Genomic DNA, 26,565 nt, shown 5'->3' with positions numbered 1-26,565 from the left:
TCACTCCCCGGCGTAGGCCTTGTCCAGGGCGGCGATGTCGAACTTGTGCATCGCCATGAACGCCTTGGTGACACGGGCGGCCCTGGCCGGATCCGGGTCGGTGATCATCGCGTCGAGCCGGTCCGGGACGACCTGCCAGGACACCCCGAAGCGGTCCTTGAGCCAGCCGCAGGGGCCGGGCTCGCCGCCGTTCTCGGTGAGCTTGGCCCAGTAGTGGTCGATCTCCTCCTGGTTCTCGCAGAAGATCATGAAGGAGGTCGCCTCGGTGAACTTGAACTCGGGGCCGCCGTTGAGGCCGAGGAACTTGTGGCCGTTGGCCGTGAACTCGACGGTCATCACGCTTCCGGCGGGCTGCATCGCGCCCTCGGGATAGCGGGCGATCTTGCCGATGCCGGAGTTCTTGAAGACCGAGACGTAGAAGTGGGCGGCCTCCTCGGCCTGGCCGTCGTACCAGAGACACGTGGTGAAACCGTCGGTTGCCATGAGTACCTCCTGGGCGTGGATCCGCTGTCATGTGTGTCGACCGGTCCGCGCCGCGAAACTCATCGCCGGGGGCGTCGCCATATTCAGGTGGCCGATACACCCGCACGAACCAGCGTCCCGGCATGACCTCATCGCCCCGGGACAGCGTCCGGCCCTTCCGTCTCGGCATCCCGCAGAGCGCCCGCTCGCCGACCCGGCCGCGCACGGGGGCGATCCGGCGGACGCCTGCCATGTGGTGGTGCCGGGCATTCCGGGGTTCGGGCTGTCCGGGCCGACGACGGAGCCGGGCTGGGAGGCGGGCTGGGAGGCGCGCCGGGTCGCCGACGCGTGGGCCGAGCTGCTGCGCCGGCTCGGCTACGAGCGGGCGCATCACCGGGAACGAGTGGTGAAGCCCTCCGAGGCGTCCGCAGTGCCGACCGCGCTCGCCCTCTTCCCCGCCGAACCGCGGATCCCGCTCCGGCACAAGGCGCGGCGCACCGAGAACCTGGTGCGCCGGACCGAGTTCGACCGGGGCGGCCACTTCGCGGCAATGGAGGAACCCGGCCTTCTGGTGGGCGACGTGCGGGCGTTCTTCCGGCAGCTGCGGGAGGGATCTGCCCTCAGCTGATCTGCCGAGGGCAGAGAAATCCGCCGTCGGCATCGTCCGAGGTCAACAGTGGAGTCACCGGCATCCATCACCACGAGGAGAACCGATGACACCACTCTCGACGTTCGCGCCGCGTGCCGAGGAGGGCGACGCCCCGCCGACGCGGTTCGACGACCATCTCGCCGCCCAACTGCTCGGCCGGCGCATCGTGTTCCTCGGCACCGAGGTCACCGAGGCGTCCGCGAACCGGATCTGCGCCCAGTTGCTCCTGCTGTCGGCGGAGGACCCGCGCACCGACATCGGTCTGTACATCAACAGCCCGGGCGGCTCCGTGCACGCGGGGCTCGCGATCTACGACACGATGCGGCTGATCCCGAACGACGTCGCGACGCTGGCCATGGGATTCGCGGCCAGCATGGGCCAGTTCCTGCTCAGCGTGGGCACCGCGGGCAAGCGGTTCACGCTGCCGAACGCGCGCATCATGATGCACCAGCCGTCCGCCGGGATCGGCGGCACGACCGCGGACATCGAGATCCAGGCGGAGAACCTGGAGTTCACCAAGCGGACCATCGAGCGGATCACCGCCGAGCACACCGGTCAGACCCCGGAGACCATCTCCCGGGACGGCGACCGCGACCGCTGGTTCACGGCCGAAGAGGCCACTGAGTACGGCTTGGTGGACCGGGTCGTGGAGTCCCTCGCGGACGTCCGCCCGGCCTCCTCGAAGCGACGGATGGGGCTGTGACATGGGGAACTACACGATTCCGTATGTGATCGAGCGGACCGCGCACGGCGAGCGCTCCTCGGACGTGTTCAGCCGGCTGCTGTCGGAGCGGATCATCTTCCTCGGCACCGAGATCGACGACGGCGTCGCCAACGTCGTCATCGCTCAGCTCCTGCACCTGGAGTCCTCGGCGCCCGAGAACGAGATCGCGATCTACATCAACTCCCCCGGCGGCTCGTTCACTTCGCTCATGGCGATCTACGACACGATGACGTACGTGCAGGCGCCGATCTCCACGTTCTGCGTGGGGCAGGCCGCCTCCACGGCCGCGGTGCTGCTGGCCGGAGGGGACCCGGGGCGGCGGTTCGTGCTGGAGCACGCGCGTGTGCTGCTCGGCCAGCCCGCCTCCGGGGGCAGCCGGGGCATGGTGTCCGACCTCGCGCTCCATGCGCAGGAGATGGTCCGGATCCGCTCGCAGGTCGAGGAGGTGCTGGCCCGGCACACCCATCACGACATCGCCACGCTGCGCGCGGACATGGACCGCGACAAGGTGTTCACCGCGCAGGAGGCCGTCGCGTACGGCCTCGCCGACGAGGTGGTGAGCCGGCGCCTCGTGCGGGTCTGAGGCGCCGGCCCGCGTCCGTCACGCCGCCAGGCACAGCCCGTCGTACGACGAACCCGTCCTGCCGCGGCCGGCGCCCGGCACCCGGCGGCCGGTGACCCGGGCGAGTTCGCCCTGCGCCCGCGTCAGCAGGTCACCGAGTCCGAGCCCCAGGGCGTGGGCCGCGGCCGCGAGGACCTCCGAGGAGGCCTCCTTGCGGCCGCGCTCCACTTCCGAGAGGTACGGCATGGAGATCCGGGCGGCGTCGGCGACGTCCTTGAGCGTCCGCTCCTGCGTGAGGCGCTCACGGCGCAGCACGTCGCCGACGAGGTCGCGCCAGAGGGGTTCCCTGGGCGCGGGTGCCCGGGACGGGGTGGCACCCGGGGCGGTCGTCGGCGGGGCGGTGGCAGGGCGTTCGGACGCGGGGCGGGTCGTGCCCGGGCGCGCGGCCGAGGGCCGGGTCACCGGCGGGCGGGCGGCCGGCGGGCGCAGGGGAATGACGCGGGCTTCGTTCGGCGCTTGTTCGCTCACCTTCCCAGCCTAGGAACGCCTGGCGCGAGGGGAAGGGGTCGGCGTTCCGCCCTGGGGGAAATCGCGGCTACTGCCCGACGCGCCCGTCGATCCGCTCGCGCAGGAAGTCGGCGTGCCCGTTGTGCCGGGCGTACTCCTCGATCATGTGGACCAGCAGTTCGCGCAGGGCGATCGGTTCGTCGCCGCCGTTGCCGATGACGTCGAGACTCGGTGCCTCGGCCACGAAGCGCTCCGCGAAGGCGACTTCCGAGCGCCAGGTCGCCCAGGCCTCGGCGACGACGTCGGGGGCGGGCACGGCGCCGGTGAACTCGCCGTTGGGGTCGTCCTCGGTGCGGTAGTGCCGGGGGACGTCCTGCCCGGCCATGACGCGGCGGAACCAGGCCTGTTCGACGCCGGCGAGATGGCGCAGCAGGCCCAGCAGGGAGAGGTCGGACGGGGGGACCGAGCGGCGGGCCATGTCCTCGGCGTCCAGGTCGGCGCACTTCATCTCGAACGTCAGCCGCTGGTCGCCGAGGTAGCCGACGAGGGTCGCGAGTTCGCCGACGTAGCCGCCGTCGCCGCGGGGGTCGTCGTCGGGGGCGACCCACATGTCCCACCACCCGAAGGTGCGTTCGGGCAGCGCCCCTTCAGGCTCCGTGACATCGGTCATACGGGCGAGCATGGGCGGTCGGCGTCCGGACCGCCACCGGATTTCCGGCCGCGCCCCTCACTCGTCGGCGAGCCGCAGTAGCGCCCGCACCCGCTTGCCGACCGGTACGCGCTCGACGGCCACCTCGGCCGCGAGCGCGTGGACTATCTCCAGGCCGTGCCGGCCGACCCGCTCCGGGTCCTTGGGGTACCGGCGCGGCAGGGCGGAGCTGCTGTCGTACACGCAGACCGACACCGCGTCGTCCGTGCCCTCCAGGTCCAGGATGTACGGGCCGTTGCTGTGCCGGTCGGCGTTGGTGACCAGCTCGCTGACCACCAGGAGCACCTTGTCCTCGACGGGCGCGCCGATGGTGGCGCACCACTCGGTCCTGAGCCGGCCGAGGAACAGCGCGGCGAAGGACCGCGCCTCGGCGATGCATCCCGGTTCACCGCTGTAGTGCGCTGCCCGCCTCAGTGGTTCCACGGGCACGTCGAAACCAGTAGGAATCACTGCCCCGTCCGCGTGCTCGATCATGCGTTTCTCTCTCGGAAGCCGGCACTGGCCGGATGCTGCTGCACCAGTCCTGTTACCCAGAGCGCGGCGGGGCAGTCACCCTGCAGGTGGCGCCGTACGTCACAGCTCCGGGGACGGGGTGGCGGCCTCGGTGGGCGCCGACTGCGAAGTGGTGGCCGTGTCTTCTTCCGGAGGGGGCGGCGGGGTGGACGTGTCGGGCGTTTCGGGCTCGGTCGTCGGGGGTTCGCTCGTGGTGGGCTCGCTGGTCGCGGTCTCGGGCGTGGAGCTCTCCGGCGTGGTCGGCGTGGTCGGCGTCGAGGCGCTCACCGACGGGGTGGGCTTCGCCGGGCGGTCGGTCTTGCGGTCCTTGTCGCCGTCGTCGCCCCGGTGGCGGGCGACCCACTCGTCGGCGGCGGCGTCGTAGATGACGAACACGTTGATGACCGTCTGCGAAGGGGTCACGACCACGACGTCCGAGGAGCGGTACGACGGCCAGGAGTCGCCGGTCCGCTTGAGCGTGCCCTGCTGGGCGACGGGCTGGGTCAGCGGGTTGCCGCAGGCGCACCGCACCCGGGGCTCTCCCCGGTCGTCGACCAGGACCGCGGTGCCGGCCTGAAGGACGGCCTGGTAGCTGGTGGCGGCGCCGTCGACGTAGCCGTGGTTGGTGACGCGGGTGTCCAGGCGGAGCTGGACGGGGGTGAGCGAGCGCAGGTAGGCGGGGACGTCGGCGGCCCCGACGCGGGCGACCGACGCGAACGCCTTGTTCTTGTCCGGCGCCGACCTGAGGTAGTCGACCTGCTTCTCCACGTCGCAGGCGGCGGTGTTGCGTGTGCCGCCGTACAGACCGGGGGCGCCGCCGTCGACACCGCGCAGTTGGTTCGACGACGTCGACCCGGTGGGCGGGGACGGGGTGGCGGGCGGGGCGGAGCTGTCGTTGGCGGTGGACTCGGTGAAGGGGTCGGGGCCCGTCTTGTCCGCGGCCTGCAGGAAGACCTCGCCGCTCTGTCCGGTGCCGCCGTCGCCGTCGCCGCGGGAGAGGACGACGGCGAGGATCACGGCGGCCACCACCACGGCGGTGATTGCCGCGATGCGGGGCGCCGACCGCCACCACGGGCGTTGCGGTCCTGGGCCGCCGGGCTCCGGCGCACCGCCTCCGCCGGACGGGGGCTGCGAGGGCGGGCCGGACGGCGGCTGCGAGGGGCCCGACAGGGGGCCCGAGGGCGGTCCTGTGGGCCGGTCGGACGACGGAGGTTCGACGCTCACGAAGCCTTCTTCCCGACGGGGGACTCCTGCGAGTCCCGTGCCGCGGAAACCCCTTGCGCTGTACGAGGCTCCCGCGACGCCTGATCCGTTCTCACCGCATCTGCCATCTTTTGCGGTTTTTCGCGACGCTCCCATTCTGTGTTCCGATACCGCGCCGCCCGCAAGCCGACGCATACGGACCTTCCGGCGGGCGCACCGCGCGGGTGCTGCTTAGCGTGGGCAGAGTGAGTGTCGCGCCCCCTTCCCGTCCGGCCGTGGCCGCCCATGGCTGGGTGCATGCCCTCGCCGTGGTGCTGGCCGGGCTGATCGCGATGGCGGTCGTCGCGGCGCTGGGCCTGTGGGCGGCCGGGGCGGCTGACCTCCCCGACGGCGCCTTCCCCCGGGTCGTCGCGGCGACCGTGGTCACGGCGGTCGGCGGCACGGTCGAGCTCTCGGGGAACGCCGGTGGGCTCGCCGAGTCCGATGCCGGGCTGACCGTGATCCCGCTGTCCGTCACCCTGACCGGCGCTCTCGTGCTGGCCGCCGGTTTCCTGTGGCCGCTGCGGCACCGGGCGGTCGCCGGTGCCCGGGAGCTGGCGGGATGGGCCGCCCGGATCGCCGTGCTGTGGCTGGTCGCCCTGCTGGTGCTGGCCTTCACCGCCCGCCAGACCTTCACCCTCTCCCTGCGCGACCTCGGGCAGGACGTGCTCGGCGACCTCGGTGACCTGTTCGGCATCTCGCCCCGGATCGGCTTCACCACCGACGTTGCGGCGACCGTGTTCTTCGGGCTGCTGTGGCTGGCGGGCGTGCTGGTGCTGGCCCTGCTGGTCTCGCGCGGGGCGCCGCTGCCGGGGCGGCTGCTGCGCTTCCAGGAGTCGGTGCGACCGGCCGCCTACGCCATGGTGGTGCTGTTGCTGGTGTACGTCGGGCTCGGCGTGGTCGTCGGGCTGGTGGTCGCGGCGACGCGCGGTCACGCGGCCGAGACCTTCGCCGTGATCCTGCTCGGGATGCCGAACCTGGTGTGGTTCGCCCTCACGATCGGGCTCGGCGCGACCTGGAACGGGCGGGTGGACGGGCCGTTCGGACTGCCCATGCCGCAGGTGCTGGACGAGGTGCTGCGCGGCAGGGAAGTGGCCGAGGTCAACCTCGGGACGCTCGCCGAGCAGGACGGGCGGGTGTGGTGGCTGATCGTGGTGGACGCTGTGCTGCTGCTGGCCGCCGCGTTCGTGATGGCGCGGCGTTCACCGGCCCGGATCCGCGCCTGGCAGCACGCCGTGCACATGGCGGTCGCACTGGCGCTGACGGTGCTGATGATCTGCCTCGTCGGCCGGATCTCCGCGCACTACGGCCTGTCGGTGCTGGGCATCGGCGACCTCGGCGGTGATCTGGCCGGCGAGCTGTTCCTTAAGCCCGAGGTGTGGGGTGCCATCGGGCTGGCGCTGCTGTGGGGGCTGGTCACCGGGTTCCTCGGCGGGCTGCTGGCGCGGCCGCTGCGGCACCGGGGCGAGGTCGCGGCGCGGCCCGAGGGCTGAGCGGGTCGCCGTTCACCGCCGGAAGAACGGCTCGGCCCAGCGCGGCGGCGGCTTCGGCTCGTACCGCGCCGACTCCTCGGACGGCTCTGCGGCGGCGCGCCCCTTGGACTCCTTCGGCGGCTCGGCCGCGGCACGCTCCTCCCCGGCTCCCGCGACCCGGAGGTCCACCTCCGTCGGCGCGTGTCCCGCCCCCGCGCCACCGGCCACGGCGGCCCGCAGCTCGGCGACGAAGGCGAGGCAGGAGTCCTGCCGCCGGTCGGGGTTCTTGGCCAGCGCGTCGGCGAACACGGCGTCGACCGCCGCGGCGAGGTCCGGGCGGGCCTCGGTCAGGGGCGGCGGCTCGTCGTACTGGTGCGCCCACAGCAGGGCCATGTCGTCGTCGCGGCGGAACGGCGGATGGCCCGCCAGGCACTCGTAGACCACACAGGCGAAGCCGTAGACGTCGCAGCGCGCGTCGACCGGCTTGCCGGAGATCTGCTCGGGGGCCACGTAGTCGAGAGTGCCGACGAACTGGCCGACGGTGGTGAAGCCGGTCAGGGACAGCGACTTCTTCGTCAGGCCGAAGTCCGTGAGGTAGACGTGCTCGGGGTGGTCGCTGTCGGTGCCGCGCGCGACGAGGATGTTGCCGGGTTTGACGTCCCGGTGCACCAGCCCGTGCTCGTGCGCCGCGTCGAGGGCGGAGGCGACCTGGGCGGCGATGCGCAGGACCGTCCCGGGCGGCAGCGGACCCTGACGGTCAAGGAGATGACGCAGGTCGCTGCCGGCGACGTAGCGCATGGCGATGTACAGCACGCCGTCGGTCTCGCCCGCCTCGAAGACGGGCACGATGTGGGGGTGGTCGATCGCGGCGGCGGCCCGGGACTCATGGGTGAAGCGGCGGCGGAAGGTGTCGTTGCGGGCGAGCTCGGGGGCGAGGAGCTTCAGCGCGACGGTGCGCTCCAGGCGCAGGTCCCGTGCCCGGTAGACCACCGCCATGCCGCCCCGGCCGATCTCGCGCTCGATGCGGTAGCCGGCGACCTGTCGGCCGATCAGCTCGGAGGGGCGGCCGGAGAACAGGCTCGTGTCACGGGCCATCGGGCGTCACGACCTGGGTCGGGGCGGGGCCGGGCTCCGCTTCGGCGCGGGGCGCCTCGTCCGTCGTGTAGGTGCTCAGCCGTGTGCCGTCCGCGTACACCCAGCGTCCGTGCTCGGCGTCGTACAGCCACACCGACTCCCCGTCGACGACGACGCCGACCCGCACGCCGTGCGTACGGCCGTGGAAGGACTCGCCGTCCAGGCCGCCGGCCGCCAGGTCCTCCACCGCGGACCGGTACCCGGAAAGCGCCCGCTCGGTCCGGGCGAGCAGCGGGCGCGGATCGGCGGTGCGGGCGAGCGGGCCGTCGTCGGCGGTGGGCGGGTCCTGCGGTACGGCGACCAGGAAGCGGCCGTCGACCCAGGCCGACCAGCCGTTGGCGCACAGGATGTGCCCCCAGTCGCCGCGTCGTTCGACGAGCTGGACCGGCAGGTACGCGTCGAGGGACACGGTGGGCCGAGTGGGGTCCGGGGTCTCCCAGGCGGGCATGCCGCGGCCGGGTACGACGTGAGTGGGCCGGAAGCCGGGGGTAGCCATCACGCGCGCCTACTTCCGCATCACGACGGGTTCGCGTCGGCGCAGCAGTCGGGAGACGAGGAAGCCGAAGACCACCGACAGCACGACGAGCATGGCGATGTTGAACAGCCACACCCCGGCCGAGTGCTCGAACAGCGGGTCGCCCGTCAGGTCGCCGGGCACGATCCGGGACAGTTCGACGGTGCCGGCCATCGCGCCGAGCGCCCATCGCGAGGGCACCAGCCAGGACAGCTGCTCCAGGCCGGGGACCCCGTGCAGCTTGAGCAGGGCGCCGCAGAAGACGACCTGCACGATGGCGAGCAGCACCAGCAGCGGCATGGTCACCTCCTCCTTGCGCACCAGCGCGGAGACGACGAGGCCGAGCATCATCGCTGTGAAGGCCAGCAGGGCCACGGCCACGGTGATCTCGACGAGGGGCGGCAGCAACACGCCCTTGCCGCCCGGGGCGTTGAGATCGACGCCGAGCAGGGCGACCAGGGTCAGCACGACGGCCTGGAGCACGGTGATCGTCCCGAGCACCACCACCTTGGACATCAGGTACGCCGATCTGGACAGGCCGACCGCGCGTTCGCGCCGGTAGATGACCCGCTCCTTGACGAGCTCGCGGACCGCGTTCGCCGCGCCGGTCAGGACGCCGCCGACGCACAGGATCAGCAGCGCGTTCATCGCCGTCTCCTGGGTCAGCCGGCCGCCCGCCAGGGCGCGGGCCATCGCGCCCATCACGAAGGGCAGGGCGATCATGATGATCAGGAAGGTGCGGTCCGCGCTCAGTGCCGCGGAGTAGCGGCGGATCAGCGTGCCGAGCTGGGCGGCTCGCCCGCGGGGCCGGGGCGGGCGGCCGACGGCGACCGGCTCGGCGCCGGGCCGGCGGGGCTGTGCGGTGGCGTCGGCGATGTACTGCTGCTGGAAGAGGGAGGTGCGGTAGTCGCCCGCCCAGTCCCGGTCCTGGGCGTGCTCGAACGCCTCGAAGGCCTCGGGCCAGTTCTCGAAGCCGAAGTAGGCCAGCGCCTCCTCGGGCGGCCCGTAGTAGGCGATGCGTCCGCCGGGCGCGAGGACGAGGAGCCGGTCGCAGACGTCGAGGCTCAGCACGCTGTGGGTGACGACGATGACGGTGCGGCCGTCGTCGGCGAGGCCCCGCAGCATGTGCATCACCGAGCGGTCCATGCCCGGGTCGAGCCCGGAGGTCGGCTCGTCGAGGAACAGCAGCGAGGGCTTGGTCAGCAGTTCCAGGGCGACGCTGACACGCTTGCGCTGCCCGCCGGAGAGGCTGTGCACGGGCTGCCCGGCGCGCTGCTCCAGGCCCAGCTCGTGGATGACCTCGTCGACCCGGGCCCGGCGCTCGTCCTTGGCGGTGTCCTGGGGGAAGCGCAGCTCGGCGGCGTAGGACAGGGCGCTGCGGACGGTGAGCTGGGCGTGCAGGATGTCGTCCTGCGGGACCAGGCCGATGCGCTGGCGCAGTTCGGCGTAGTCGCGGTAGAGGTCACGGCCGTCGTAGAGCACGGTGCCGTGGTCGGCGGGGCGCTGTCCGGTGAGGGCGTTGAGGAGGGTGGACTTGCCGGCGCCGCTCGGCCCGACGACGGCGAGCAGGCACTTCTCCCCCACCGGGAAGGAGACGTGGTCGAGGAGGGTCTTGGCGCCCCGGTCGACGGTGACCGCGAGGTCCTGCACCTCCAGGGAGATCTCGCCGGTGTCGACGTACTCCTGGAGCTCGTCCCCGATCAGGCAGAACGCGGAGTGGCCGATGCCGACGATGTCACCGGCGCCGATCGGGGCGGTGCCGGTGACCCGGCTGCCGTTGAGGTAGGTGCCGTTGTGGCTGCCCAGGTCGGCGATCTCGTAGCCGCCGTCCGGCAGGGCGCGCAGTTCCGCGTGGTGACGGGAGACGACCAGGTCGTCGATGACGAGGTCGTTGTCGGGGGCGCGGCCGATGCGGACGGTCCGGGCCGGCAGCGGGCGGACGTTGGTGGGCTGCCGGAAGGTGCCGGTGCGGGCCGGCATGGAGACCGCGGAGGGACGCCCGGGCGCCAGGGTCGGGGCGGGGCGGTCCAGCAGGGTCGCGCGGGGGCCGTCGGAGGGGTTGCCGAAGCGGATGACGGTGCCGGGGCCGACGTCCCACTCCTGGACGCGGTGGCCGTCGGTGTAGGTGCCGTTGGTGCTGTTCTCGTCGGCGAGGGTCCAGTGGTCGGCCTCGGGCCGCAGCACCGCGTGGTGCCAGGAGACACGGGCGTCGTCGATGACGATGTCGCTCAGCGGGTCGCGGCCCACGTGATAGTCGCGGCCCGGGGTCATCACGGTCGAGCCCGAGTCGGTCTCCAGGACGAGTACGGGCGCGGTCGGTGCGAACGAACGCTCCGCCATGCCAGGATTCTATCGATCCGTCCCTGTATGCGCCTGCGTGGGCGAGGGGGTTCGGCGGGCGGGATCGCTTCGCGGCGGGGAGTTCAGGCGACGGGGACGACCAGAGCCGGGAGCGTCCGCTGCATACGCAGCGCGTCCACCGACTCGGCGAGCAGTTCGTACTCCGTGGTCTCGTCGCTCACGGCGATCCGAACCAGTCGGCCGGCCGCCAGCTCGTCGGCGACCAGCTCCTGCCGGTCGACGTCGCCGCACCAGTCGCGCAGGGCGGCGGGGACGTCGGGAACGGTGTCGGCGACCGGGACGAGCGAGCTGGGCGGGAAGTGCTCGGCCTCCGGTCGCGGGTCTAATCGCTCGGCCATCCAGGACGCCCGGTCGCGTAACCACCACAGGGCGAGCGCGAGGGTGGGCGCCCGGTAGGTTCCCAGGGGCACCCCGATGCGGCGACCGCCGCAGACGCCGTACGCGGTGACATGGCAAAGGAACTCGTCGTGCATGTAGCCTCCCCCGTGGTGCCGTGTTCGCCTGTCGGCGGACCTCGCTTTCGGTGCGGCTCGTGAGCGGTGCGTGAGGGCGCCGTCGCCCCATGTGACGCGCCCACGTAGTTGAGTATGTTCACTACTGAAACACTGTCACCACGGTTTTCCGGCCACTCTCCTGGCATATTCACAGGTCCGGTTGGCCGAAATGCGACGGGAACACGTCAAGCCTTGATCACCGGCGGACATCACCTCGGGCGCAATCGAGCTTTCCGGCGCGGGCGGGCATCGCTGCGGTACCGGGTCACCGACACCGGATCGGGGTCCTGAGCAGCAGTTACGCCCTCGATGGTGGCTGATCACCCATGCCCGCGAGCACCGATCCCCTCGCGGCCGTCCGCGGTCACGCGCAGCCGGCCGCGGTGATATCGGCGGCCCACGAGCGCGCCGAGGCCGACCGGGCGGCCCCGGTGGCGGCGTCGGATGTGATCACGCTGGACACCGAGGGGCGGATCGCCTCGGTCCTCGGCTTCCTGGACCGGGTGCCCGCCGGGGCCTGACCGATGAGTTCCGCGCGCCGCGGCGGTCTGCCCCGATGCAGCCAGGAGAGACCGCCGCGATACGGAGGGCATCATGACCACGAGCACGCACATGGACGCGGAATTCACCGCCGTCCTGCGCAAGAGCCCGAACAACAGTGGTTGGACCTATGTCGTGTGGCCGGAGTCCGTCGGCTTCTTCGGCACCCGGGGACTGGTCAAGGTCAGCGGGACGATCGACGGACATCCCTTCCGCAGTTCGTTCATGGCCCTCGGGGACGGCACCCACAAGCTCCCCGTCAAGGCCGATGTCCGCAAGGCCATCGGGAAGGGGGAGGGTGACTCCGTGACCGTCCACCTCACCGAACGGATCAGCCGTTGAGCACAACCTCGATCCGCGCCAGCTCCTCGGCGTCGAAGTCGAGGTTGCGGGTCGCGGCCACGCTGTCCTCGATCTGCTGCGCGCTGCTCGCGCCGACCAGCGCGGAGGTGACCCGGCCGCCGCGCAGCACCCAGGCCAGTGCCAGCTGGGCCAGCGTCTGGCCACGGGACTTGGCGATCTCGTCGAGCGCGCGCAGCTTGCCGAGCAGCTCGTCGGTGATCGCGTCGGCGTTCAGGAACGGGCTGCCGCTCGCCGCCCGCGAGTCCTTCGGGATGCCGTCGAGGTAGCGGGAGGTCAGCCGGCCCTGCGCCAGCGGGGAGAAGACGATCGAGCCGACCTGGAGTTCGTCCAGGGCGTCGAGCAGTCCCTCCTCCTCGGGGCGGCGGTCCAGCATCGAGTACGCGGGCTGGTGGATGAGCAGCGGGGTGCCCAGTTCGCCCAGGATGCGGGCGGCCTCGCGGGTCTGCTCGGGCGAGTAGTTGGAGACGCCGACGTAGAGCGCCTTGCCCTGCTGCACCGCGGAGTGCAGCGCGCCCATGGTCTCCTCCAGCGGAGTATCCGGGTCCGGGCGGTGCGAGTAGAAGATGTCGACGTAGTCCAGGCCCATCCGCTTCAGGCTCTGGTCGAGCGAGGACAGCACGTACTTGCGCGAGCCCCACTCGCCGTACGGGCCCGGCCACATCAGATAGCCGGCCTTGGTGGAGATGATCATCTCGTCCCGGTACGGCGCGAAGTCCGTCCGCAGGGCCTCGCCGAACGCCGACTCGGCGGCGCCGGGCGGCGGGCCGTAGTTGTTGGCCAGGTCGAAGTGCGTGACGCCGAGGTCGAAGGCGCGGCGCAGGATGGCCCGCTGGGTCTCCACCGGGCGGTCCGGACCGAAGTTGTGCCACAGTCCGAGGGACAGCGCGGGGAGCTTCAGGCCGCTGCGGCCGGTGCGCCGGTAGGGCATGTCCGCGTAACGGTCGGTGTGTGCGGTGTACAACGCGACTCCAGAGGGGTTGGCACACGAAGGACGGCTCCGCAGAGCCGGTGTTCCAGTCGCCGTCCATGCTGTCGCGACCTGCGGGCAGTGGTCCAACAGGTAAATCAGATGGGATTGAGCGGCTAGGCTGCTCAATCATGGAACTGCGCCATCTCCAGCACTTCGTCGCGGTCGCCGAGGACCAGCACTTCACCCGGGCGGCCGAGCGTCTGATGGTGTCCCAGTCGGGACTCTCGGCCTCGATCCGGGCACTGGAGCGGGAGTTGCAGACCCCGCTGTTCGTGCGCACGACCCGCCGGGTGACGCTCACCCCGGCCGGCCGTGCCCTGCTGTGCGAGGCCGAGCGGATCCTGGCGCAGGTGCGGTCCGCCCACGAGGCGGTGGCCGCCGTGCAGGGCGTGCTGCGCGGGATGCTGGCGCTCGGGTCCGAGCAGTGCATCGCCGGGGTGCATGTGGCCGGACTGCTCGCGGCCTTCCGGCGGGAGCACCCGGACGTGGAGATCTGTCTGCGGCAGGCGGGCTCGGGGGCGCTGGCGGAGGAGGTCGCGGCCGGCCGCCTCGATCTGGCCTTCGTGGTCCGGACGGCGCAGGAGGACATCGATCAGCTGCGGGTCGTACCGCTGACCAGTGAGCCGATGACGGTCCTGTGCCATCCGAGCCACCGGCTGGCCGTGGCCGGGGCCGCGGTCACCCCGGAGGACCTGGGCGGAGAGGTCTTCGTCGACTTCCACCCGGACTGGGGGCCGCGGCGCGCCACCGACGCGGTGTTCGCCGCAGCGGGCGTACGGCGGACGGTGTCCCTGGAGGTCAACGACGTGCACAGCCTGCTGGACCTGGTGGACGAGGACCTCGGTGTCGCCGTCGTGCCGCGCCACTTCCGGCACAAGCGGCCGTCGCTGACCGCCCTGCCGGTGAAGGACGCGGGCGAGACGGTCTACCAGACGGTGGCCCTGCTGCCGCCCGCGCAGGCCACCAGCCCGGCGGCGCGGGCACTGATGGCGCTGCTGGAAACGGAAGGCGCCTGAGCAAGGGGTGCGCGATGGTGGAGTCATGCATGCGAAGGACATCCTCATCGACGGGTACAACCGCATCCAGGAAGAAGTCCACGCCGCCGTCGGGGGCCTCGCCGCCGACCAGCTCGGTGCCCGCCCCGCCCCCGGCGCCAACTCCGTCGCCTGGCTGATCTGGCATCTGACCCGGGTCCAGGACGATCACATCGCCGACGCCTTCGAGCTCGACCAGGTGTGGCTGGCGCAGGACTGGCACAAGACCTTCGGCCTCGACCTGCCGCGCCGCGACACCGGCTACGGCCACACCCCGGCGAAGGTCGCCAAGGTGCAGGTCGACTCCGGTGACCTGCTGACCGGCTACTACGACGCCGTGCACGACCAGACGGTCAGCCGGCTGCGCGAGGTGGCCGCCAAGGATCTGGAACGGGTCGTGGACGAGCGCTGGGATCCGCCGGTCACCCTGGGCGTACGGCTGGTCAGCGTCCTGTCCGACGATCTTCAGCACGTCGGGCAGGCCGCCTATGTGCGAGGGCTGGTGCTGGGCTCTTAGCCCAGCACCGCCGGGTTCAGAGCGCGGCCGCGTACCCCGGCAGGACGACGTCCTCGATGAGGGCGTTACGCTCGTCGAAGGGGATGAACGCGCTCTTCAGGGCGTTCAGCGTGACCGTGCGCAGGTCCTCGACGGTCCAGCCGGCCTGCTCGGCCAGCAGCGACATCTCGCGGGTCATCGTCGTGCCCGACACCAGACGGTTGTCTGTGTTGAGGGTGACCCGGAAACCCAGGTCCTTCAGCTCGGTGATCGGGTGCTCGGCGATGGAGGTGGCGGCGCCGGTCTGGAGGTTGGACGTCGGGCACATCTCCAGGGCGACACGACGGTCGCGCACCCAGCTCGCGAGGCGGCCGAGCTTGCCGTCGACGATGTCGTCGGTGATGCGGACGCCGTGCCCGATGCGCTGTGCGCCGCAGATCTGGAGGGCCTGGTGGATGCTGGACAGACCGTCGGCCTCACCGGCGTGGATGGTGAACGGCACGCTCTCGCGACGCAGGTGCTCGAAGGCGTCCCGGTGGTCGGCGGCGGGGAAACCGGCCTCGGCACCGGCGATGTCGAAGCCGACCACTCCGGCGTCCCGGAAGGCCACGGCCGCGTCGGCGGCCTCCCGCACCCGGTCGAACATCCGCATCCCGCACAGCAGAGTGCCCACGCGCACCGGGGTGCCCGCCGCCGCGGCCTTCGCCATACCGGCGGCGAGACCCTCCTGGACAGTCTCGACGACCTCGGGGATGGTCAGCCCGCCGCTGGTGTTCAGCTCGGGCGCGTAGCGCACCTCGCCGTACACGACACCGTCGGCGGCCAGGTCCAGGACGTACTCCTCGGCGGTGCGCAGCAGACCCTCGCGGGTCTGCATCACGGCGAGGGTGTGCTCGAAGGTGGCTATGTAGCGGACCAGGTCGCCGGAGTTCGCGGCCTCGAAGTACCAGGCGGCGAGCTCGTCCGGGTCGGTGGTGGGCAGGGTGTGGCCGACCTCGGCCGCGAGCTCCACCACGGTGGCGGGGCGCAGGCCGCCGTCGAGGTGGTCGTGCAGGACGGCCTTGGGGAGGCGGCGGATCACAGTGGCGTCTACGCGCGTAGCGGTCATGGTGCGGTCCTTCTTTGAGCGGGCTTCTTTGAGCGGGGCGGTTCGAAGCGGCGGGGGAAGCGGGCCGGCGATCAGTCCGCGGGCTGGAGCAGGTCCCAGCGGTTGCCGTACAGGTCCTGGAAGACGGCGACCGAGCCGTACGGCTCATGGCGCGGCTCCTCCAGGAAGGTCACGCCGGCGGCGATCATGCGGGCGTGGTCACGGGCGAAGTCGTCGGTGTGCAGGAAGAACCCGACCCGCCCGCCGGTCTGGTCGCCGATCCGGGCGTGCTGCCCGTCCCCCTTGGCCCGGGCCAGCACCAGCGCGGTGCCCTGCTCGCCGGGCTGGACGACGACCCAGCGGGAGCCGTCCGGGCGCGGGGTGTCCTCGACGAGCCGGAAGCCAAGGGCTTCGGTGTAGAAGCGGATCGCCTCGTCGTAGTCGTCGACGACGAGGGTGACCAGGGCGATGCGTCTCATCGGGGCCTTCCGGGAGGTTCGATTGACGGGAGAGGTTATACGTAAAACGTGCGCAGCGCCAGTCATCACCGGGACCTGAGTCCTGGGCCTGCCGCCCGAGGCGCGACAGGCGGCCGATCGCCAGCGTCCCCGGCATGACGATCACGGCCGAACCCCGCAGTCCCGAGCGCCGCAAGCAGGACCTTCTCGACCGGCTGGAACGGGAGACGGACATCTGGGTGGCGTCGGCGGACGGCGACGGGGTGCCCTTTCTGGTCGCGCTGTGGTTCGTCTGGGTCGGCGAGGCGCTCTGGCCGGCCACCCGCCCGGGCAACCCCACGGGCCGCGACCTCGCCGCCGGCCGCCGCACCCGGCCGGCCTTCGGGGACACGCGCGACGTCGTCCTCATCGACGGCGAGGTGGACGTCCACACGCGCGAGGAAGTGCCGGCTGCCGCCGCCGAGGCGTTCCGTGCGAAGACGGGCTGGGATCCCCGCGGCGACTCCGCCGCCTACGCCTACCACCGGGTCCGCCCGCATGCGGTGCAGGCCTGGCACGAGGTGCGCGAGCTGCCGCAACGGCATCTGATGCGAAACGGAATCTGGCTTGTCTGAACAAGTCCCGGTGCGTACGTTCCCGCGACATCCAATGCCTGCACGACTGTTACCTGAGGGTAATCCCTGATGGTTTGATGTGCGGCGCCACTCAACCCCCTTCGATCACAGGGAGATCCAGTGACGCTCTTCGCACATCGCCGTGCACAGGGCTCGGCCGTGCTCGCGTTCTCGCTCGCCGCCGCCGGCCTGGCCGGTTCGGCGCCCGCCGCGTCCGCCGCCGAACAGACGCCGCCGCTCAAGGTGCTGACGTACAACGTCTTCCTGTTCAGCAGGACTCTGTACCCGAACTGGGGCCAGGACCACCGGGCCGCGGAGATCGCCAGGGCTCCGTTCGTGCAGGGCAACGACGTCGTCGTGTTCCAGGAGGCGTTCGACAACTCCTCGTCGGACGCGCTGAAGAGCTCGCTCGCCGGCCGCTACCCGTACCAGACCCCGGTGGTCGGGCGCACCAGGAGCGGCTGGGACGCCACCGGCGGCGCGTACTCGGCGACCACTCCGGAGGACGGCGGGGTCACGGTCGTCAGCAAGTGGCCGATCCTGCGCAAGGAACAGTGGGTCTACAAGGACGCGTGCGGCGCGGACTGGTGGTCCAACAAAGGCTTCGCGTACGTCGTACTGAACGTGAACGGCACCAAGGTGCACGTCGTCGGCACGCACGCCCAGTCGACGGACCCGGGCTGTGACGCCGGCGAGGCGGCCGCCATGCGCAGCCGGCAGTTCAGGACGATCGACGCGTTCCTGGACGGCAAGAACATCCCGGCGAACGAGCAGGTGATCCTCGCCGGTGACCTGAACGTCGACTCGCGCACGCCTGAGTACGCCTCGATGCTCGCCGACGGCGGGCTGGTGGGCGCCGACGCGCGCACCGGGCACCCGTACTCGTTCGACACGGCGGAGAACTCCATAGCCCACGACCGCTACCCCGACGACCCGCGCGAGGACCTGGACCATGTCCTGCACCGCGCGGGCCACGCCCGTCCCACGGTCTGGAAGAACGACGTCGTCGAGGAGCAGAGCGCGCCCTGGACGGTGTCGAGCTGGGGCACCGACTACACGTACACGAACCTGTCGGACCACTACCCGGTGACCGGGTACGCGGGCTGAGCGGTCGGGGCGGTCCGGCTCAAACGGCGTGTTCCCGCGCCGCGTCGAGCCGGGCCGCCTCTTCGCCGGTCAGGCGGAGCGCTCCCGCGGCCACGTTCTCGCTCAGGTGGGCGGGGTTGCCGGTGCCGGGGATGGCGAGGACGTGCGGGCCGCGGTGCAGGGTCCAGGCGATGCGCACCTGGGCGGGGCTCGCGCCGTGCGCCCGTGCCACGGCCTGTACCTCGTCGTCGTGGGCGGCGGTCGCGCCCCGCTCCCCCGCGTCCCCGGCCACCGCGTAGAACGGCACGAACGCGATGCCCTGCTCGCCGCACAGGCGCAGCAGTTGGTCGGCCTCCGGGTCGGGCCGGTCGAGCGCGTACCGGTTCTGCACGCTCACCACGGGCGCGATGGCCTGCGCCTCGGCGAGGTGGCGCGGCTGCACGCCGGAGATGCCGAGGTGCCGGATGAGACCCGCCTCCCGCAGTTCGGCCAGCGCGCCGAAGTGCTCGGCGATGGAGTCCTGCCGCATGCGGCGCAGATAGACGACGTCCAGGTGGTCGCGGCCGAGCTGGCGCAGGTTCTCCTCGACGTGGCCGCGCAGTCGGTCGGGGCGGGCCGACGTGCCCCACTCCCCGTCGTAGGCGCGGAAGGGGCCCACCTTGGTGGCGATGACCAGGTCGTCGGGGTACGGCGCCAGTGCGGTGTTGATCAGTTCGTTGGCGGAGCGGGTGGCGGAGAAGTAGAACGCCGCCGTGTCGATGTGGTCGACGCCGAGGTCGATCGCCTTGCGCAGTACGGCGATCGATTGCTCACGGTCGCTCGGCGTCCCGTGGTGGAAGGCGGCGCTGCCGGTGAGCCGCATCGCGCCGAAGCCGACGCGGCCCACGGAGAGGTCGCCGAGTTTCCAGGTGCCCGCGGCGTCCGCGGTGATCGTTTCCGAGGTCATCGGCGGAGTCTCGCACACGCCCCGGGCACGCGGGGCGTCAGCAGTAGAGGTTGCCGCCCGGCGAGACGCCGAGGACCGAGGTGAACCGGTTGTAGGCGTCGACGCGGCTCTGCACCTGCGCCGGGTTCTTGCCGTCGCACTCCAGGGAGCCGTTGATGGAGCGGATCGTCTGACCGAAGCCGGCCTGGTTCACCATGGCGTTGTGCGGTGTCATGGGCCGGACTGCGTGTTCCAGTACCAAAGACCCGTCTTCCAGGCGACGGCCGACTCGTTCTGCACCCGCCAGGGGTTGTTGAGCAGGTCGATGCCGAGGGCGTCGCCCGCGGCCTTGTAGTTGAAGTTCCACGACAGCTGGATCGGACCGCGGCCGTAGTAGGCGGCCTGGCCGGCGGGGCAGCCGTAGGGCTGGCTCCGGTCGCAGTAGTGGGGGTAGTTGGCGGTGTTCTGCTCGACGATGTGCACGAGGCCGCCGGTCTCGTGGTTGACGTTGGCGAGGAAGGCCGCCGCCTCCTGCTTCTTCACGGTGTCGCTCCCGGTGTTCGCGAAGCCGGGGTAGGCACTCAGCGCGGCGGTGAGGCCGCTGTACGTGTAGAAGGGATTCCGGTTCGGGAACATCTGGTTGAACTGGGCCTCGCTGACCACGAAGCCGGCGGCGGACGCACTCGGGGCCGGCTGGAGCAGCAGCGCGGCGCTGCCCAGGGCCAGTGAGGAGACAAGTGCGGCGATACGGCGCCTCTTCACAGGTTCAACTCCTTTGCGGAGCACGGCCGCACCCGTACGAGGGCCGGGGGAAATCGGCACCTCGTGCGCACGCACCGACGGAGTCGGTCACGGCGTGGGGGCGGCCGTGGTGGGGGGTGTGGTGACACACTCAACCGCTTTGGTATGTACCAGTCAAGGGTGTAGACCAGAAAAGGTATAGACCAAGCAACTCGTCCGGCTGCGCCGGGAGTCGGGGGGGGCACCGCCGGATCACCGCATCGCCCGCCCCGCGTACGCGCGCACATCCGCGTCGGGGTCGTCGACCGCGCCGGCCCCGCCGAGGACCTTCGCGGCACCCAGGCGGACCTGCCGAGCCGGGTCTTCGAGGGCCGCGGTCACGGTGGCGCGGAACGCTTCGGGGCAACCGGTCGGCCGGGGACTCGGGGGCGGGCGCGCGCTGTCCGGTTGTCGTCAGGGCGTACGTGGCCGGGGCCCACAGGTCGAAAGCACGGCGACCGGCCGTCCTCAGGGCGTACGGGACGGCCGGGGGCCCATGGGCCGCAGGCGTGACGACCCGCCGTCGTCAGGGCGTACGTGGCCGGGACCCACAGGTCGAAAGCACGGCGACCGGCCGTCGTCACGGCGTACGGGACGGCCGGGGACCTGTGGGCCACAGGGGTGACGACGACCCGCCGTCGTCAGGGCGTACGTGGCCGGGACCCACAGGTCGGGACCACGGCGGCCGGCCGTCGTCAGGGCCTACGGGACGGCCGGGGGCCCATGGGCCGGAAGCGTGACGACCCGCCGTCGTCAGGACGTGCGGCCGCCGAGGGAGTCGAGGACGTCGCGGCGCAGGGCCGCAGTCGCGGGATCGTCGTGGGCCGCGCGGTCGCGGGTCCGTGGCACCTGCCGGATCCCGGTGGGGCCGCCGTCGGCGGGCAGTGCCACCAGGTCGCAGAGGAACAGCGCCTCGTCCGCGTCGTGGGCGCCGAAGAGCACCACCTGAGCACCACTCACCTGATCGCTGATCTGCACCTTCTCGGGCGGTGGAGGTACTCTCGCCACCGCCTTCGCCGCATCACCCGCGGACGAGTTCGCGGCGCCGGCGTCCGAGGTACGCGCGCTCGGCCGGGTTCTCGGAGAGCTCGACGGCTCTGTCGTACTCGCGCACGGCTTCGTTGTCGCGACCCAGGCGGCGCAGCAGGTCGGCGCGGACGGCGTGCAGGACGTGGTAGCCGTCGAGGTCCAGCGCGTCCACGAGGTCCAGGGCCCGCGCGGGGCCTTCGGTCTCGGCGACGGCGACCGCCCGGTTCAGGGCCACGACCGGGCTCGGTGCGACGGCCATGAGCTGGTCGTAGAGCCGGCGGATCTGTCCCCAGTCCGTGTCCCGCCCGCTCGGCGCGTCGCTGTGCGCGGCCTGGATCGCGGCCTGGATCTGGTACGGCCCCGGCCGGCCGAGGCGCAGGCAGCGGCGGACGAGCGACTGTCCCTCGGCGACCAGGTCCCGGTCCCACAGTCCCCGGTCCTGTTCCGGCAGCGGCACGAGTTCGCCGTGCTCGTCCTGCCGGGCGTCTCGGCGCGACTCGACGAGGAGCATCAGCGCGAGCAGTCCGGTGACCTCGGGCTCGTCCGGCATGAGTGCGGCGAGGAGACGGCCGAGCCGTACGGCCTCCGCGCACAGGGCCGCCTCGCCCTCGTACCCCTGGTTGAAGATCAGGTAGACGACCGCCAGGACTGCGGTGAGACGGTCGGGCAGGTCGGCGTCGCGCGGCACGCGGTAGGGGATGCCGGCGTTGCGGATCTTCGCCTTGGCGCGCACCAGGCGCTGGGCCATCGTCGGCTCGGGCACCAGGAAGGCCCGCGCGATCTGAGCGGTGGTGAGCCCGCCGAGCAGGCGCAGGGTCAGGGCGACCCGCGCCTGGACGGCGAGGGCGGGGTGGCAGCAGGTGAAGACGAGCCGGAGCCGTTCGTCGCGCACGGGACCCTCCTCGCGCGGGGCGTCGGGGGCGTACAACAGGGCGGCCTGGGCCTGGCGTTCGCCCCGGCCGGCCTCGCGGCGCAGCCGGTCGAGGGCACGGTTGCGAGCGGTGGTGATGATCCAGCCGGCCGGGCTCGGCGGCGCTCCGGTCTCCGGCCAGCGCCGCAGGGCCGTGGTGAACGCGTCCTGCACCGCTTCCTCGGCGAGGTCGATGTCGCCCAGGGTGCGCACGAGGACGGCGACCGCGCGGCCGTACTCCGCGCGGAAGGCCGCCTCGACGTCGGGGTGCGTCATCGGGCGTCGGCTTCGGGGTCCCCGGCCCCGCCCATGAACGGCCGTACCTCGATCGGCAGGGTCGTCGCCAGGGCGAGCCTGCGGCCCCACTCCAGGGCAGCGTCCAGATCGGGCGCCTTGATGAGGCTGATGCCGCCGAGCATCTCCTTGCCCTCGGCATAGGGGCCGTCGGTGATCAGGACGTCGCCGTCGCGGGGCCGCAGCACGGTGGAGGACTCCGGGCCGTGCAGCCCGCCGGCGAACACCCAGGCACCCGCCTCGCGCAGCTCGCGGTTGAGGGCGTCGAGGTTCTTCCCGATCCCGGCGAGCACCTCCGGCGCCGGGCGCTCCCCCACCGGCTGCATCACATTGAGCAGGTAGTACTTCATGACGGCCTCCTCGGGCGTCGTCGTGTTCTCTCACCTCCTACACGAACGGCACACTCCCGAATCGACACCCCGCACGACCGCGCCGTAAGAATTTCGTCCATGACCACGAAAGACCATCCCCTCGTCGCCCGCGCCCAGCGTCTCGCGCACGACGTGCTCGCCCCACTGGCCGAACGTGTCGACCAGGAGGGCGTGCCGACCAGTCACATCGACGCGATCAGGCACTCGGGGCTGCTCGGGGTGAGCGCGCCCGAGTCGTACGGCGGATGGGCGGCCCCTGCCGCGGTGGCCCGGCGCACCGGGGAGATCCTGGCCGGGGCCTGCTGCTCGACCTGGTTCGTGCAGACCCAGCACCACACGCCGGTCGCGACACTGACCGGGTGCAGGGGGCCGGTGCGGGAACGGCTGCTGGGTCCGCTGGCCCGCGGCGAACTGCTGTCGGGGGTGGCGTACGCGCATCTGCGGTCGTATCCGCGCATGCCGGTGCGGGTCACCCGGGAGGGCGACGGGTGGCGGTTCGACGGGACGGTGCCCTGGTACACCGGCTGGGGTCTGAACGACGTGATGCTGCTCGCGGGTGTCACGGAGGGCGGCGAGGTGGTGTTCGCGTTCACCGAGGCCCGGGAGCAGCCTGGGCTCCGGGCCTCGGAGCCGATGCGGCTCGCGGCGCTCACCGCGTCCCGCACGGTGTCGCTGGAGCTGGACGGGCTGTGGCTGCCGGAGGACTCGGTGGCGCTGCGGAGACCGTACGAGGAGTGGGCCCTCACCGACCGCGCGAAGACGGTCGAGGCGTCCCCGGCCGTGTTCGGGGTGACCGAGGCGGCGCTGGCCCTTCTCGACGAGGAGACCGCCGGGCCGCTGCGCACCCGGCTGGAGGAAGTCCGCCGCGGCGCCTACGAGTTGGCCGATCGCTCCGCCGCGGGCGAGCACCTGACGGAGCGCCTGGCGCTGCGCGTCCGGGCGGCCGAGCTGATGCGTACGGCCACCACCGCGGCGGTGGTGGCCGGGGGCGGCCGGTCGCTGTCGCTGGCCGGCTCGGCGCAACGCCTGGCGCGGGAGGCCCTGTTCCTGCTGGTGCAGGGCCAGACCGTGCGGTCGCGCGCAGCCCATCTGGAGGCACTGGTGGCGGACGCCTCCTGAAGCCGCTGTGGGTCCGCACGCCGGGCGGGCCCCGACCTCGCTCGGCGTGCGGACGCCCGCTCAGTCCTCTTCGCGCGACGGGACGACGACGAGGAAGGCGTCCGACGTCAGGTCCATCACGACGGTCGCCGGCTCACCATGGGCGCGGCGTTCGGCCGCGTACTCCTCCGCCGGCCACGATCCGCGCGGAGCACCCGCGGGAAACCGCTCCAACACCTTCGCGCCCATACCGGCAGACACCTCCAGAATCGGACTTCGCCTCGTGGGCCGAGCAATTGCCTCGTACCCTCCGCCTGCCCGCCTTCGACGTGAGCATGTTCACCCCTTCGTGTTTTCTCCGACGGCCGTCGGCCACCACACGCGCGGCCCGATGTCCCGCACCAGCGCCGGCACCAGCAGCGACCGCACCACGAGGGTGTCGAGCAGGACGCCGAAGGCCACGATGAAGGCGATCTGCACGAGGAACGCCAGCGGAATGACACCGAGGGCGGCGAAGGTGGCGGCCAGCACCACACCGGCGGAGGTGATGACACCGCCCGTGCTGACGAGGCCGCGGGAGAGGCCCCGCGCGGGCCCGTGCCGCAGCGTCTCCTCCCGCACCCGGGACATGAGGAAGATGTTGTAGTCGACCCCGAGGGCGACGAGGAAGACGAACCCGTACAGCGGCACCGACGCGTCGGTCCCCTCGAAGCCGAGGACATGACGGAACACCAGCGCCGAGACGCCCAGTGCGGTGAGGAAGTTGAGGGCCACCGTCACCACCAGCAGCACGGGCAGCAGGAGCGAGCGCAGCAGCGCGATCAGGATGACCAGGATGATCGCGAGGACCACGGGGACGATGACGGTGCGGTCGGCCTCGGCGGTGCGCAGAGTGTCGTACTGCTGGGCCGTGTAGCCACCGACGAGGGCGTCGGCGCCGGGCACGTCGTGCACGGCGGCGCGGAGCCGGGCGACGGTGTCCTTGGCGGCGTCGCTGTCGGGGGCGGAGGTGAGGGTGACGTCGACGCGTACCCGGCCGTCGACGACGAGGGGTTCGTCACCGGGCCGGCCCGAGGCGCTGACCGCGGCGGCGGAGGCGACGCCCTCGGTGTCCTCGGCCGCGCGGACGACCTCGGTGACCCGCCCGGCGTCGGCGACGACCACGGCGGGGTTGCCGGAACCGGCCGGGAAGTGCCGGCTGAGGGTCTGCTGCGCGGCGACCGAGGGCGCGTCGTTGACGAAGGTCTCGTCGAGCGGGACGCCCTTGGAGGTGAGCAGGGGCGCGCAGGCGGCGCCGGCCAGCAGGACGGCGAGGGTGACCGCCCAGACCTTGCGCGGCGCCCGGTCGACCAGGGCGGCGACCCGGTGCCAGATGCCTTCCCGGCCCGTGTCCACGGGGCGCGGCCGCGCGGGCCAGTAGGCGGCCCGGCCGAGGAGGACGAGCGCGGCGGGCAGGAAGGTCAGCGAGGTCAGGACGGCGCAGGCGATGCCGATGGCGCCGACCGGGCCGAGGGCGCGGTTGTTGGTGAGGTCGCTGAGCAGCAGGGCGAGCAGTCCGAGCGCGACGGTGGCGGCGCTGGCGGTGATCGCCGCCCAGGACTGCCGCAGCGCGGCCGCCATGGCGGTGAACCGGTCGCCGCGCCGGGCGAGTTCCTCGCGGTAGCGGGCCGTGAGCAGCAGGGCGTAGTCGGTGGCCGCGCCGATCACGAGGATCGAGAGGATGCCCTGCACCTGCCCGTCGACGCGGACGACGTCGTGGTCGGCCAGGACGTACACCACGGCACAGGCCACGCCGAGGGCGAAGACCGAGCCGACGATGATCACCAAGGGCAGCAGCAGGCTGCGGTGGACGAGCAGCAGGATGACCAGGACGACGGCCAGCGCGACCGCGAGGAGCAGCCCGTCGATGCCGGCGAAGGCGTCGGACAGGTCGGCCCGGGTCGCGGCGGGACCCGCGAGCTGGACCGTGGTGCCCGGGACGCGCTCGGCGGCGGCCCGGACTCGGTCCAGGGTGCCGTCGAGTTCGTCGCCGAGGTCGGGACGCAGCGGGACCACGCCCTCCAGCGCCTGCCCGTCCTCGGACGGGATCGCCGGTGAGACTTCGCCGGCGACTCCGGGCGAGCCGGCGAGGGAGGCGAGGGCCTGGGTGGCGGCGGTCCGCCGTTCGGTGATCCCGGTGCCTTCCTCGCCGGTCCAGACGACGATCACGGGCAGGGTCTCGTCCTGCCGGAACGCGCGCTGCTGCGCTATGACTTCGGTCGACTCGGCGCTGCGCGGCAGGAACGCGGCCTGGTCGTTGGTCGCGACCTCGCCGAGGCGCCCGGCATAAGGGCCGAGGACACCTCCGGCAATGAGCCAGCCGACCAGCAGGAGCAGGGGGACGAGCACACGGGCGCGTCGAGTGGGGGAGGACATCGGTCTCCAGGGCTGTCCGTACGGCGGGAGGGCTGCCCCAACGGCAGATACCTCAACAACAAACAATCTCAACCATTGAGATATTTGTCGTCCGTGATCGTAGACGACACCGGTTCTTCCGTTGCCGCCCGGGGGTCGGATGCACCCGCAGGCCGGCGAATTCAGCGGGCGCCCGGCCCGACCGTGCCCAGTTCCTCGTTCATCGCGGTCAGGAAGCGCAGCACCACGGCCAGCTCGGCCTCGCTGAACTGCGCGCGGGCGGCCTCCGTCGCCGCGGCGAGCGGACGGAAGTAGGACCGGGCCGCGGCCCGCGCGTCGGGGGCGTAGTGCAGATGGACGACCCTGCGGTCGGCGCTCTCCCGGACCCTGCGGATGTGTCCCGCCCGCTCCAGGCGGTCCACGCAGGCCGTGACCGCCCCCGAGGTGAGGCCGAGGTGCTGCCGCAGGCGGCCGGGGGTCATCGGTTCGTCCGCGTCCATGATCGCCGCGAGGGCCTGGATGTCCGTGGGGTGCAGACCGTGCTCGGCCGCGAAGCCATGGACCAGCCGGTTGATCTCTCCGTTCATGCGCCGCAGCCGCACCGCGAAGGAGTACAGGTCGGTCGGCGTCCCGTCCGCGCCGGACTCCGGTCCCGCCGCACGCTGTTGCCCGTCGTTCGCTGTGCCCACGCGATCACCCTATAGACCCGCCGTTCCCCCGCCGGACGGTGGCCGCATCCGAAACGGCCCCGGACGGGGAAGTGATCACCAGGGGGTTCCGACACGTGAGGACCG

At 72.1% G+C, this 26,565-nt stretch carries 28 protein-coding genes and 4 pseudogenes; 11 read left to right on the top strand and 21 right to left on the bottom strand.

The window, feature by feature from the left end:
- The gene (locus AC3ETA_RS31700; RefSeq protein WP_432196324.1) at window positions 1-483 is read right to left on the bottom strand and encodes a VOC family protein; all 483 of its coding nucleotides are present in this window, start codon (window positions 481-483) and stop codon (window positions 1-3) included.
- Window positions 484-664: 181 nt separating this feature from the next.
- On the opposite strand from AC3ETA_RS31700, the pseudogene AC3ETA_RS31695 reads away from it, so the two are divergent.
- The 3 genes and pseudogenes from AC3ETA_RS31695 to AC3ETA_RS31685 form a co-directional block, all read left to right on the top strand.
- Window positions 665-1,090 (top strand): annotated as a pseudogene (locus AC3ETA_RS31695) (alpha/beta fold hydrolase); the annotation flags it as partial.
- 85 nt (window positions 1,091-1,175) lie between these two features.
- Window positions 1,176-1,814 carry an ATP-dependent Clp protease proteolytic subunit gene (locus tag AC3ETA_RS31690; protein ID WP_432196323.1) on the top strand — a complete coding sequence of 213 codons (639 nt, stop codon included), beginning with the start codon at window positions 1,176-1,178 and terminating at the stop codon, window positions 1,812-1,814.
- 1 nt (window position 1,815) lies between these two features.
- Entirely contained in the window at window positions 1,816-2,418 is a 603-nt protein-coding gene (locus tag AC3ETA_RS31685) for a ClpP family protease (RefSeq protein WP_432196322.1), read from the top strand.
- An 18-nt stretch (window positions 2,419-2,436) separates the two neighbouring features.
- Here the strand turns inward: AC3ETA_RS31685 and AC3ETA_RS31680 are convergent, their stop codons facing one another.
- The 4 genes from AC3ETA_RS31680 to AC3ETA_RS31665 all read right to left on the bottom strand — a co-directional run bounded on the left by AC3ETA_RS31680 (window position 2,437) and on the right by AC3ETA_RS31665 (window position 5,329).
- Window positions 2,437-2,925: a helix-turn-helix domain-containing protein gene (locus AC3ETA_RS31680; protein ID WP_432196321.1), complete on the bottom strand. Its 489-nt coding sequence runs from the start codon at window positions 2,923-2,925 to the stop codon at window positions 2,437-2,439.
- A gap of 67 nt (window positions 2,926-2,992) precedes the next feature.
- On the bottom strand, window positions 2,993-3,574 hold the full coding sequence (locus tag AC3ETA_RS31675; protein WP_432196320.1) for a DinB family protein: 582 nt from the start codon (window positions 3,572-3,574) through the stop codon (window positions 2,993-2,995).
- A gap of 57 nt (window positions 3,575-3,631) precedes the next feature.
- The gene (locus tag AC3ETA_RS31670) at window positions 3,632-4,087 is read right to left on the bottom strand and encodes an ATP-binding protein (protein WP_432196319.1); all 456 of its coding nucleotides are present in this window, start codon (window positions 4,085-4,087) and stop codon (window positions 3,632-3,634) included.
- 99 nt (window positions 4,088-4,186) lie between these two features.
- The gene (locus AC3ETA_RS31665; RefSeq protein WP_432196318.1) at window positions 4,187-5,329 is read right to left on the bottom strand and encodes a DUF6777 domain-containing protein; all 1,143 of its coding nucleotides are present in this window, start codon (window positions 5,327-5,329) and stop codon (window positions 4,187-4,189) included.
- A 224-nt stretch (window positions 5,330-5,553) separates the two neighbouring features.
- Here AC3ETA_RS31665 and AC3ETA_RS31660 point away from each other — a divergent pair, with 224 nt between their 5' ends.
- A complete protein-coding gene (locus tag AC3ETA_RS31660) occupies window positions 5,554-6,840 on the top strand; it encodes a streptophobe family protein (RefSeq protein ID WP_432196317.1) in 1,287 nt (428 codons plus the stop codon).
- Between the two features lie 12 nt (window positions 6,841-6,852).
- On the opposite strand, the gene AC3ETA_RS31655 is transcribed toward AC3ETA_RS31660, so the two are convergent.
- From AC3ETA_RS31655 to AC3ETA_RS31640, 4 genes are all read right to left on the bottom strand, one after another.
- Window positions 6,853-7,914, bottom strand: coding sequence for a serine/threonine-protein kinase (locus AC3ETA_RS31655; RefSeq protein WP_432196316.1), 1,062 nt, complete (start codon window positions 7,912-7,914; stop codon window positions 6,853-6,855).
- Window positions 7,904-8,449: an SH3 domain-containing protein gene (locus AC3ETA_RS31650; protein WP_432196315.1), complete on the bottom strand. Its 546-nt coding sequence runs from the start codon at window positions 8,447-8,449 to the stop codon at window positions 7,904-7,906. Before AC3ETA_RS31650 ends, AC3ETA_RS31655 begins: the two co-directional genes overlap by 11 nt.
- A gap of 9 nt (window positions 8,450-8,458) precedes the next feature.
- Window positions 8,459-10,807 (bottom strand): FHA domain-containing protein, encoded by a 2,349-nt coding sequence (locus AC3ETA_RS31645; RefSeq protein WP_432196314.1) that lies wholly within the window; start codon window positions 10,805-10,807, stop codon window positions 8,459-8,461.
- An 83-nt stretch (window positions 10,808-10,890) separates the two neighbouring features.
- Window positions 10,891-11,301 (bottom strand): hypothetical protein, encoded by a 411-nt coding sequence (locus AC3ETA_RS31640; protein WP_125528862.1) that lies wholly within the window; start codon window positions 11,299-11,301, stop codon window positions 10,891-10,893.
- 359 nt (window positions 11,302-11,660) lie between these two features.
- Between AC3ETA_RS31640 and AC3ETA_RS31635 the strand changes: the two are divergent.
- Window positions 11,661-11,843: pseudogene (locus AC3ETA_RS31635) on the top strand (nuclear transport factor 2 family protein); the annotation flags it as partial.
- Window positions 11,844-11,934: 91 nt separating this feature from the next.
- Window positions 11,935-12,204: a DUF1905 domain-containing protein gene (locus AC3ETA_RS31630; protein WP_432196365.1), complete on the top strand. Its 270-nt coding sequence runs from the start codon at window positions 11,935-11,937 to the stop codon at window positions 12,202-12,204.
- Here AC3ETA_RS31630 and mgrA read toward each other — a convergent pair.
- Window positions 12,194-13,186, bottom strand: coding sequence for an L-glyceraldehyde 3-phosphate reductase (mgrA, locus tag AC3ETA_RS31625; RefSeq protein ID WP_432196313.1), 993 nt, complete (start codon window positions 13,184-13,186; stop codon window positions 12,194-12,196). The genes AC3ETA_RS31630 and mgrA overlap by 11 nt on opposite strands.
- 137 nt (window positions 13,187-13,323) lie before the next feature.
- Between mgrA and AC3ETA_RS31620 the strand changes: the two genes are divergently transcribed.
- The gene (locus AC3ETA_RS31620; RefSeq protein WP_432196312.1) at window positions 13,324-14,211 is read left to right on the top strand and encodes a LysR family transcriptional regulator; all 888 of its coding nucleotides are present in this window, start codon (window positions 13,324-13,326) and stop codon (window positions 14,209-14,211) included.
- A 25-nt stretch (window positions 14,212-14,236) separates the two neighbouring features.
- On the top strand, window positions 14,237-14,746 hold the full coding sequence (locus tag AC3ETA_RS31615; protein WP_432196311.1) for a mycothiol transferase: 510 nt from the start codon (window positions 14,237-14,239) through the stop codon (window positions 14,744-14,746).
- A gap of 16 nt (window positions 14,747-14,762) precedes the next feature.
- Here the strand turns inward: AC3ETA_RS31615 and AC3ETA_RS31610 are convergent, their stop codons facing one another.
- Window positions 14,763-15,833 carry an adenosine deaminase gene (locus AC3ETA_RS31610; RefSeq protein WP_432196310.1) on the bottom strand — a complete coding sequence of 357 codons (1,071 nt, stop codon included), beginning with the start codon at window positions 15,831-15,833 and terminating at the stop codon, window positions 14,763-14,765.
- A gap of 71 nt (window positions 15,834-15,904) precedes the next feature.
- Window positions 15,905-16,291 carry a VOC family protein gene (locus AC3ETA_RS31605; RefSeq protein WP_432196309.1) on the bottom strand — a complete coding sequence of 129 codons (387 nt, stop codon included), beginning with the start codon at window positions 16,289-16,291 and terminating at the stop codon, window positions 15,905-15,907.
- Between the two features lie 134 nt (window positions 16,292-16,425).
- Between AC3ETA_RS31605 and AC3ETA_RS31600 the strand changes: the two genes are divergently transcribed.
- Both AC3ETA_RS31600 and sph read left to right on the top strand, forming a co-directional pair.
- On the top strand, window positions 16,426-16,884 hold the full coding sequence (locus AC3ETA_RS31600; RefSeq protein ID WP_432196308.1) for a pyridoxamine 5'-phosphate oxidase family protein: 459 nt from the start codon (window positions 16,426-16,428) through the stop codon (window positions 16,882-16,884).
- A gap of 120 nt (window positions 16,885-17,004) precedes the next feature.
- Complete coding sequence (gene sph / locus AC3ETA_RS31595; protein WP_432196307.1) at window positions 17,005-17,991, top strand: sphingomyelin phosphodiesterase; 987 nt, start codon at window positions 17,005-17,007, stop codon at window positions 17,989-17,991.
- 19 nt (window positions 17,992-18,010) lie between these two features.
- On the opposite strand, the gene AC3ETA_RS31590 is transcribed toward sph, so the two are convergent.
- The 6 genes and pseudogenes from AC3ETA_RS31590 to AC3ETA_RS31565 form a co-directional block, all read right to left on the bottom strand.
- The gene (locus AC3ETA_RS31590; RefSeq protein ID WP_432196306.1) at window positions 18,011-18,916 is read right to left on the bottom strand and encodes an aldo/keto reductase; all 906 of its coding nucleotides are present in this window, start codon (window positions 18,914-18,916) and stop codon (window positions 18,011-18,013) included.
- Window positions 18,917-18,953: 37 nt separating this feature from the next.
- Window positions 18,954-19,567, bottom strand: a pseudogene (locus tag AC3ETA_RS31585) (chitinase); the annotation flags it as partial.
- 321 nt (window positions 19,568-19,888) lie between these two features.
- Window positions 19,889-20,017, bottom strand: coding sequence for a hypothetical protein (locus AC3ETA_RS31580; RefSeq protein ID WP_432196305.1), 129 nt, complete (start codon window positions 20,015-20,017; stop codon window positions 19,889-19,891).
- A 411-nt stretch (window positions 20,018-20,428) separates the two neighbouring features.
- Window positions 20,429-20,632, bottom strand: a pseudogene (locus AC3ETA_RS31575) (ABC transporter ATP-binding protein); the annotation flags it as partial.
- Between the two features lie 64 nt (window positions 20,633-20,696).
- Window positions 20,697-21,890, bottom strand: coding sequence for an RNA polymerase sigma factor (locus AC3ETA_RS31570; protein ID WP_432196303.1), 1,194 nt, complete (start codon window positions 21,888-21,890; stop codon window positions 20,697-20,699).
- Window positions 21,887-22,258 carry a YciI family protein gene (locus tag AC3ETA_RS31565; RefSeq protein WP_432196302.1) on the bottom strand — a complete coding sequence of 124 codons (372 nt, stop codon included), beginning with the start codon at window positions 22,256-22,258 and terminating at the stop codon, window positions 21,887-21,889. Before AC3ETA_RS31565 ends, AC3ETA_RS31570 begins: the two co-directional genes overlap by 4 nt.
- A 99-nt stretch (window positions 22,259-22,357) precedes the next feature.
- Between AC3ETA_RS31565 and AC3ETA_RS31560 the strand changes: the two genes are divergently transcribed.
- Window positions 22,358-23,398: an acyl-CoA dehydrogenase family protein gene (locus AC3ETA_RS31560; protein ID WP_432196301.1), complete on the top strand. Its 1,041-nt coding sequence runs from the start codon at window positions 22,358-22,360 to the stop codon at window positions 23,396-23,398.
- Between the two features lie 60 nt (window positions 23,399-23,458).
- Here AC3ETA_RS31560 and AC3ETA_RS31555 read toward each other — a convergent pair whose 3' ends face one another.
- The 3 genes from AC3ETA_RS31555 to AC3ETA_RS31545 form a co-directional block, all read right to left on the bottom strand.
- The gene (locus AC3ETA_RS31555; RefSeq protein ID WP_432196300.1) at window positions 23,459-23,626 is read right to left on the bottom strand and encodes a hypothetical protein; all 168 of its coding nucleotides are present in this window, start codon (window positions 23,624-23,626) and stop codon (window positions 23,459-23,461) included.
- 90 nt (window positions 23,627-23,716) lie between these two features.
- Window positions 23,717-25,792, bottom strand: coding sequence for an MMPL family transporter (locus tag AC3ETA_RS31550; protein ID WP_432196299.1), 2,076 nt, complete (start codon window positions 25,790-25,792; stop codon window positions 23,717-23,719).
- Between the two features lie 161 nt (window positions 25,793-25,953).
- Complete coding sequence (locus AC3ETA_RS31545) at window positions 25,954-26,460, bottom strand: MarR family winged helix-turn-helix transcriptional regulator (RefSeq protein ID WP_432196298.1); 507 nt, start codon at window positions 26,458-26,460, stop codon at window positions 25,954-25,956.
- Window positions 26,461-26,565 lie beyond the last annotated feature (105 nt).

The organism is Streptomyces sp. bgisy027, assembly GCF_057710365.1.
The sequence above is the reverse complement of the archived record's forward strand: the minus strand, read 5'-3'. Positions and strand labels throughout refer to the sequence as shown.

Bases quoted from the DNA above. Each gene is read 5' to 3' on its own strand.
- AC3ETA_RS31590 (WP_432196306.1), bottom strand. From the start codon at position 18,916: ATGACCTCGGAAACGATCACCGCGGACGCCGCGGGCACCTGGAAACTC.
- AC3ETA_RS31650 (WP_432196315.1), bottom strand. From the start codon at position 8,449: ATGGCTACCCCCGGCTTCCGGCCCACTCACGTCGTACCCGGCCGCGGC.
- AC3ETA_RS31640 (WP_125528862.1), bottom strand. From the start codon at position 11,301: ATGCACGACGAGTTCCTTTGCCATGTCACCGCGTACGGCGTCTGCGGC.
- AC3ETA_RS31570 (WP_432196303.1), bottom strand. From the start codon at position 21,890: ATGACGCACCCCGACGTCGAGGCGGCCTTCCGCGCGGAGTACGGCCGC.
- AC3ETA_RS31675 (WP_432196320.1), bottom strand. From the start codon at position 3,574: ATGACCGATGTCACGGAGCCTGAAGGGGCGCTGCCCGAACGCACCTTC.
- AC3ETA_RS31630 (WP_432196365.1), top strand. From the start codon at position 11,935: ATGGACGCGGAATTCACCGCCGTCCTGCGCAAGAGCCCGAACAACAGT.
- AC3ETA_RS31685 (WP_432196322.1), top strand. From the start codon at position 1,816: ATGGGGAACTACACGATTCCGTATGTGATCGAGCGGACCGCGCACGGC.
- AC3ETA_RS31600 (WP_432196308.1), top strand. From the start codon at position 16,426: ATGACGATCACGGCCGAACCCCGCAGTCCCGAGCGCCGCAAGCAGGAC.
- AC3ETA_RS31645 (WP_432196314.1), bottom strand. From the start codon at position 10,807: ATGGCGGAGCGTTCGTTCGCACCGACCGCGCCCGTACTCGTCCTGGAG.
- AC3ETA_RS31605 (WP_432196309.1), bottom strand. From the start codon at position 16,291: ATGAGACGCATCGCCCTGGTCACCCTCGTCGTCGACGACTACGACGAG.
- AC3ETA_RS31655 (WP_432196316.1), bottom strand. From the start codon at position 7,914: ATGGCCCGTGACACGAGCCTGTTCTCCGGCCGCCCCTCCGAGCTGATC.
- AC3ETA_RS31560 (WP_432196301.1), top strand. From the start codon at position 22,358: ATGACCACGAAAGACCATCCCCTCGTCGCCCGCGCCCAGCGTCTCGCG.
- AC3ETA_RS31550 (WP_432196299.1), bottom strand. From the start codon at position 25,792: ATGTCCTCCCCCACTCGACGCGCCCGTGTGCTCGTCCCCCTGCTCCTG.
- AC3ETA_RS31555 (WP_432196300.1), bottom strand. From the start codon at position 23,626: ATGGGCGCGAAGGTGTTGGAGCGGTTTCCCGCGGGTGCTCCGCGCGGA.
- AC3ETA_RS31670 (WP_432196319.1), bottom strand. From the start codon at position 4,087: ATGATCGAGCACGCGGACGGGGCAGTGATTCCTACTGGTTTCGACGTG.
- AC3ETA_RS31700 (WP_432196324.1), bottom strand. From the start codon at position 483: ATGGCAACCGACGGTTTCACCACGTGTCTCTGGTACGACGGCCAGGCC.
- AC3ETA_RS31565 (WP_432196302.1), bottom strand. From the start codon at position 22,258: ATGAAGTACTACCTGCTCAATGTGATGCAGCCGGTGGGGGAGCGCCCG.
- AC3ETA_RS31690 (WP_432196323.1), top strand. From the start codon at position 1,176: ATGACACCACTCTCGACGTTCGCGCCGCGTGCCGAGGAGGGCGACGCC.
- AC3ETA_RS31620 (WP_432196312.1), top strand. From the start codon at position 13,324: ATGGAACTGCGCCATCTCCAGCACTTCGTCGCGGTCGCCGAGGACCAG.
- AC3ETA_RS31610 (WP_432196310.1), bottom strand. From the start codon at position 15,833: ATGACCGCTACGCGCGTAGACGCCACTGTGATCCGCCGCCTCCCCAAG.
- AC3ETA_RS31615 (WP_432196311.1), top strand. From the start codon at position 14,237: ATGCATGCGAAGGACATCCTCATCGACGGGTACAACCGCATCCAGGAA.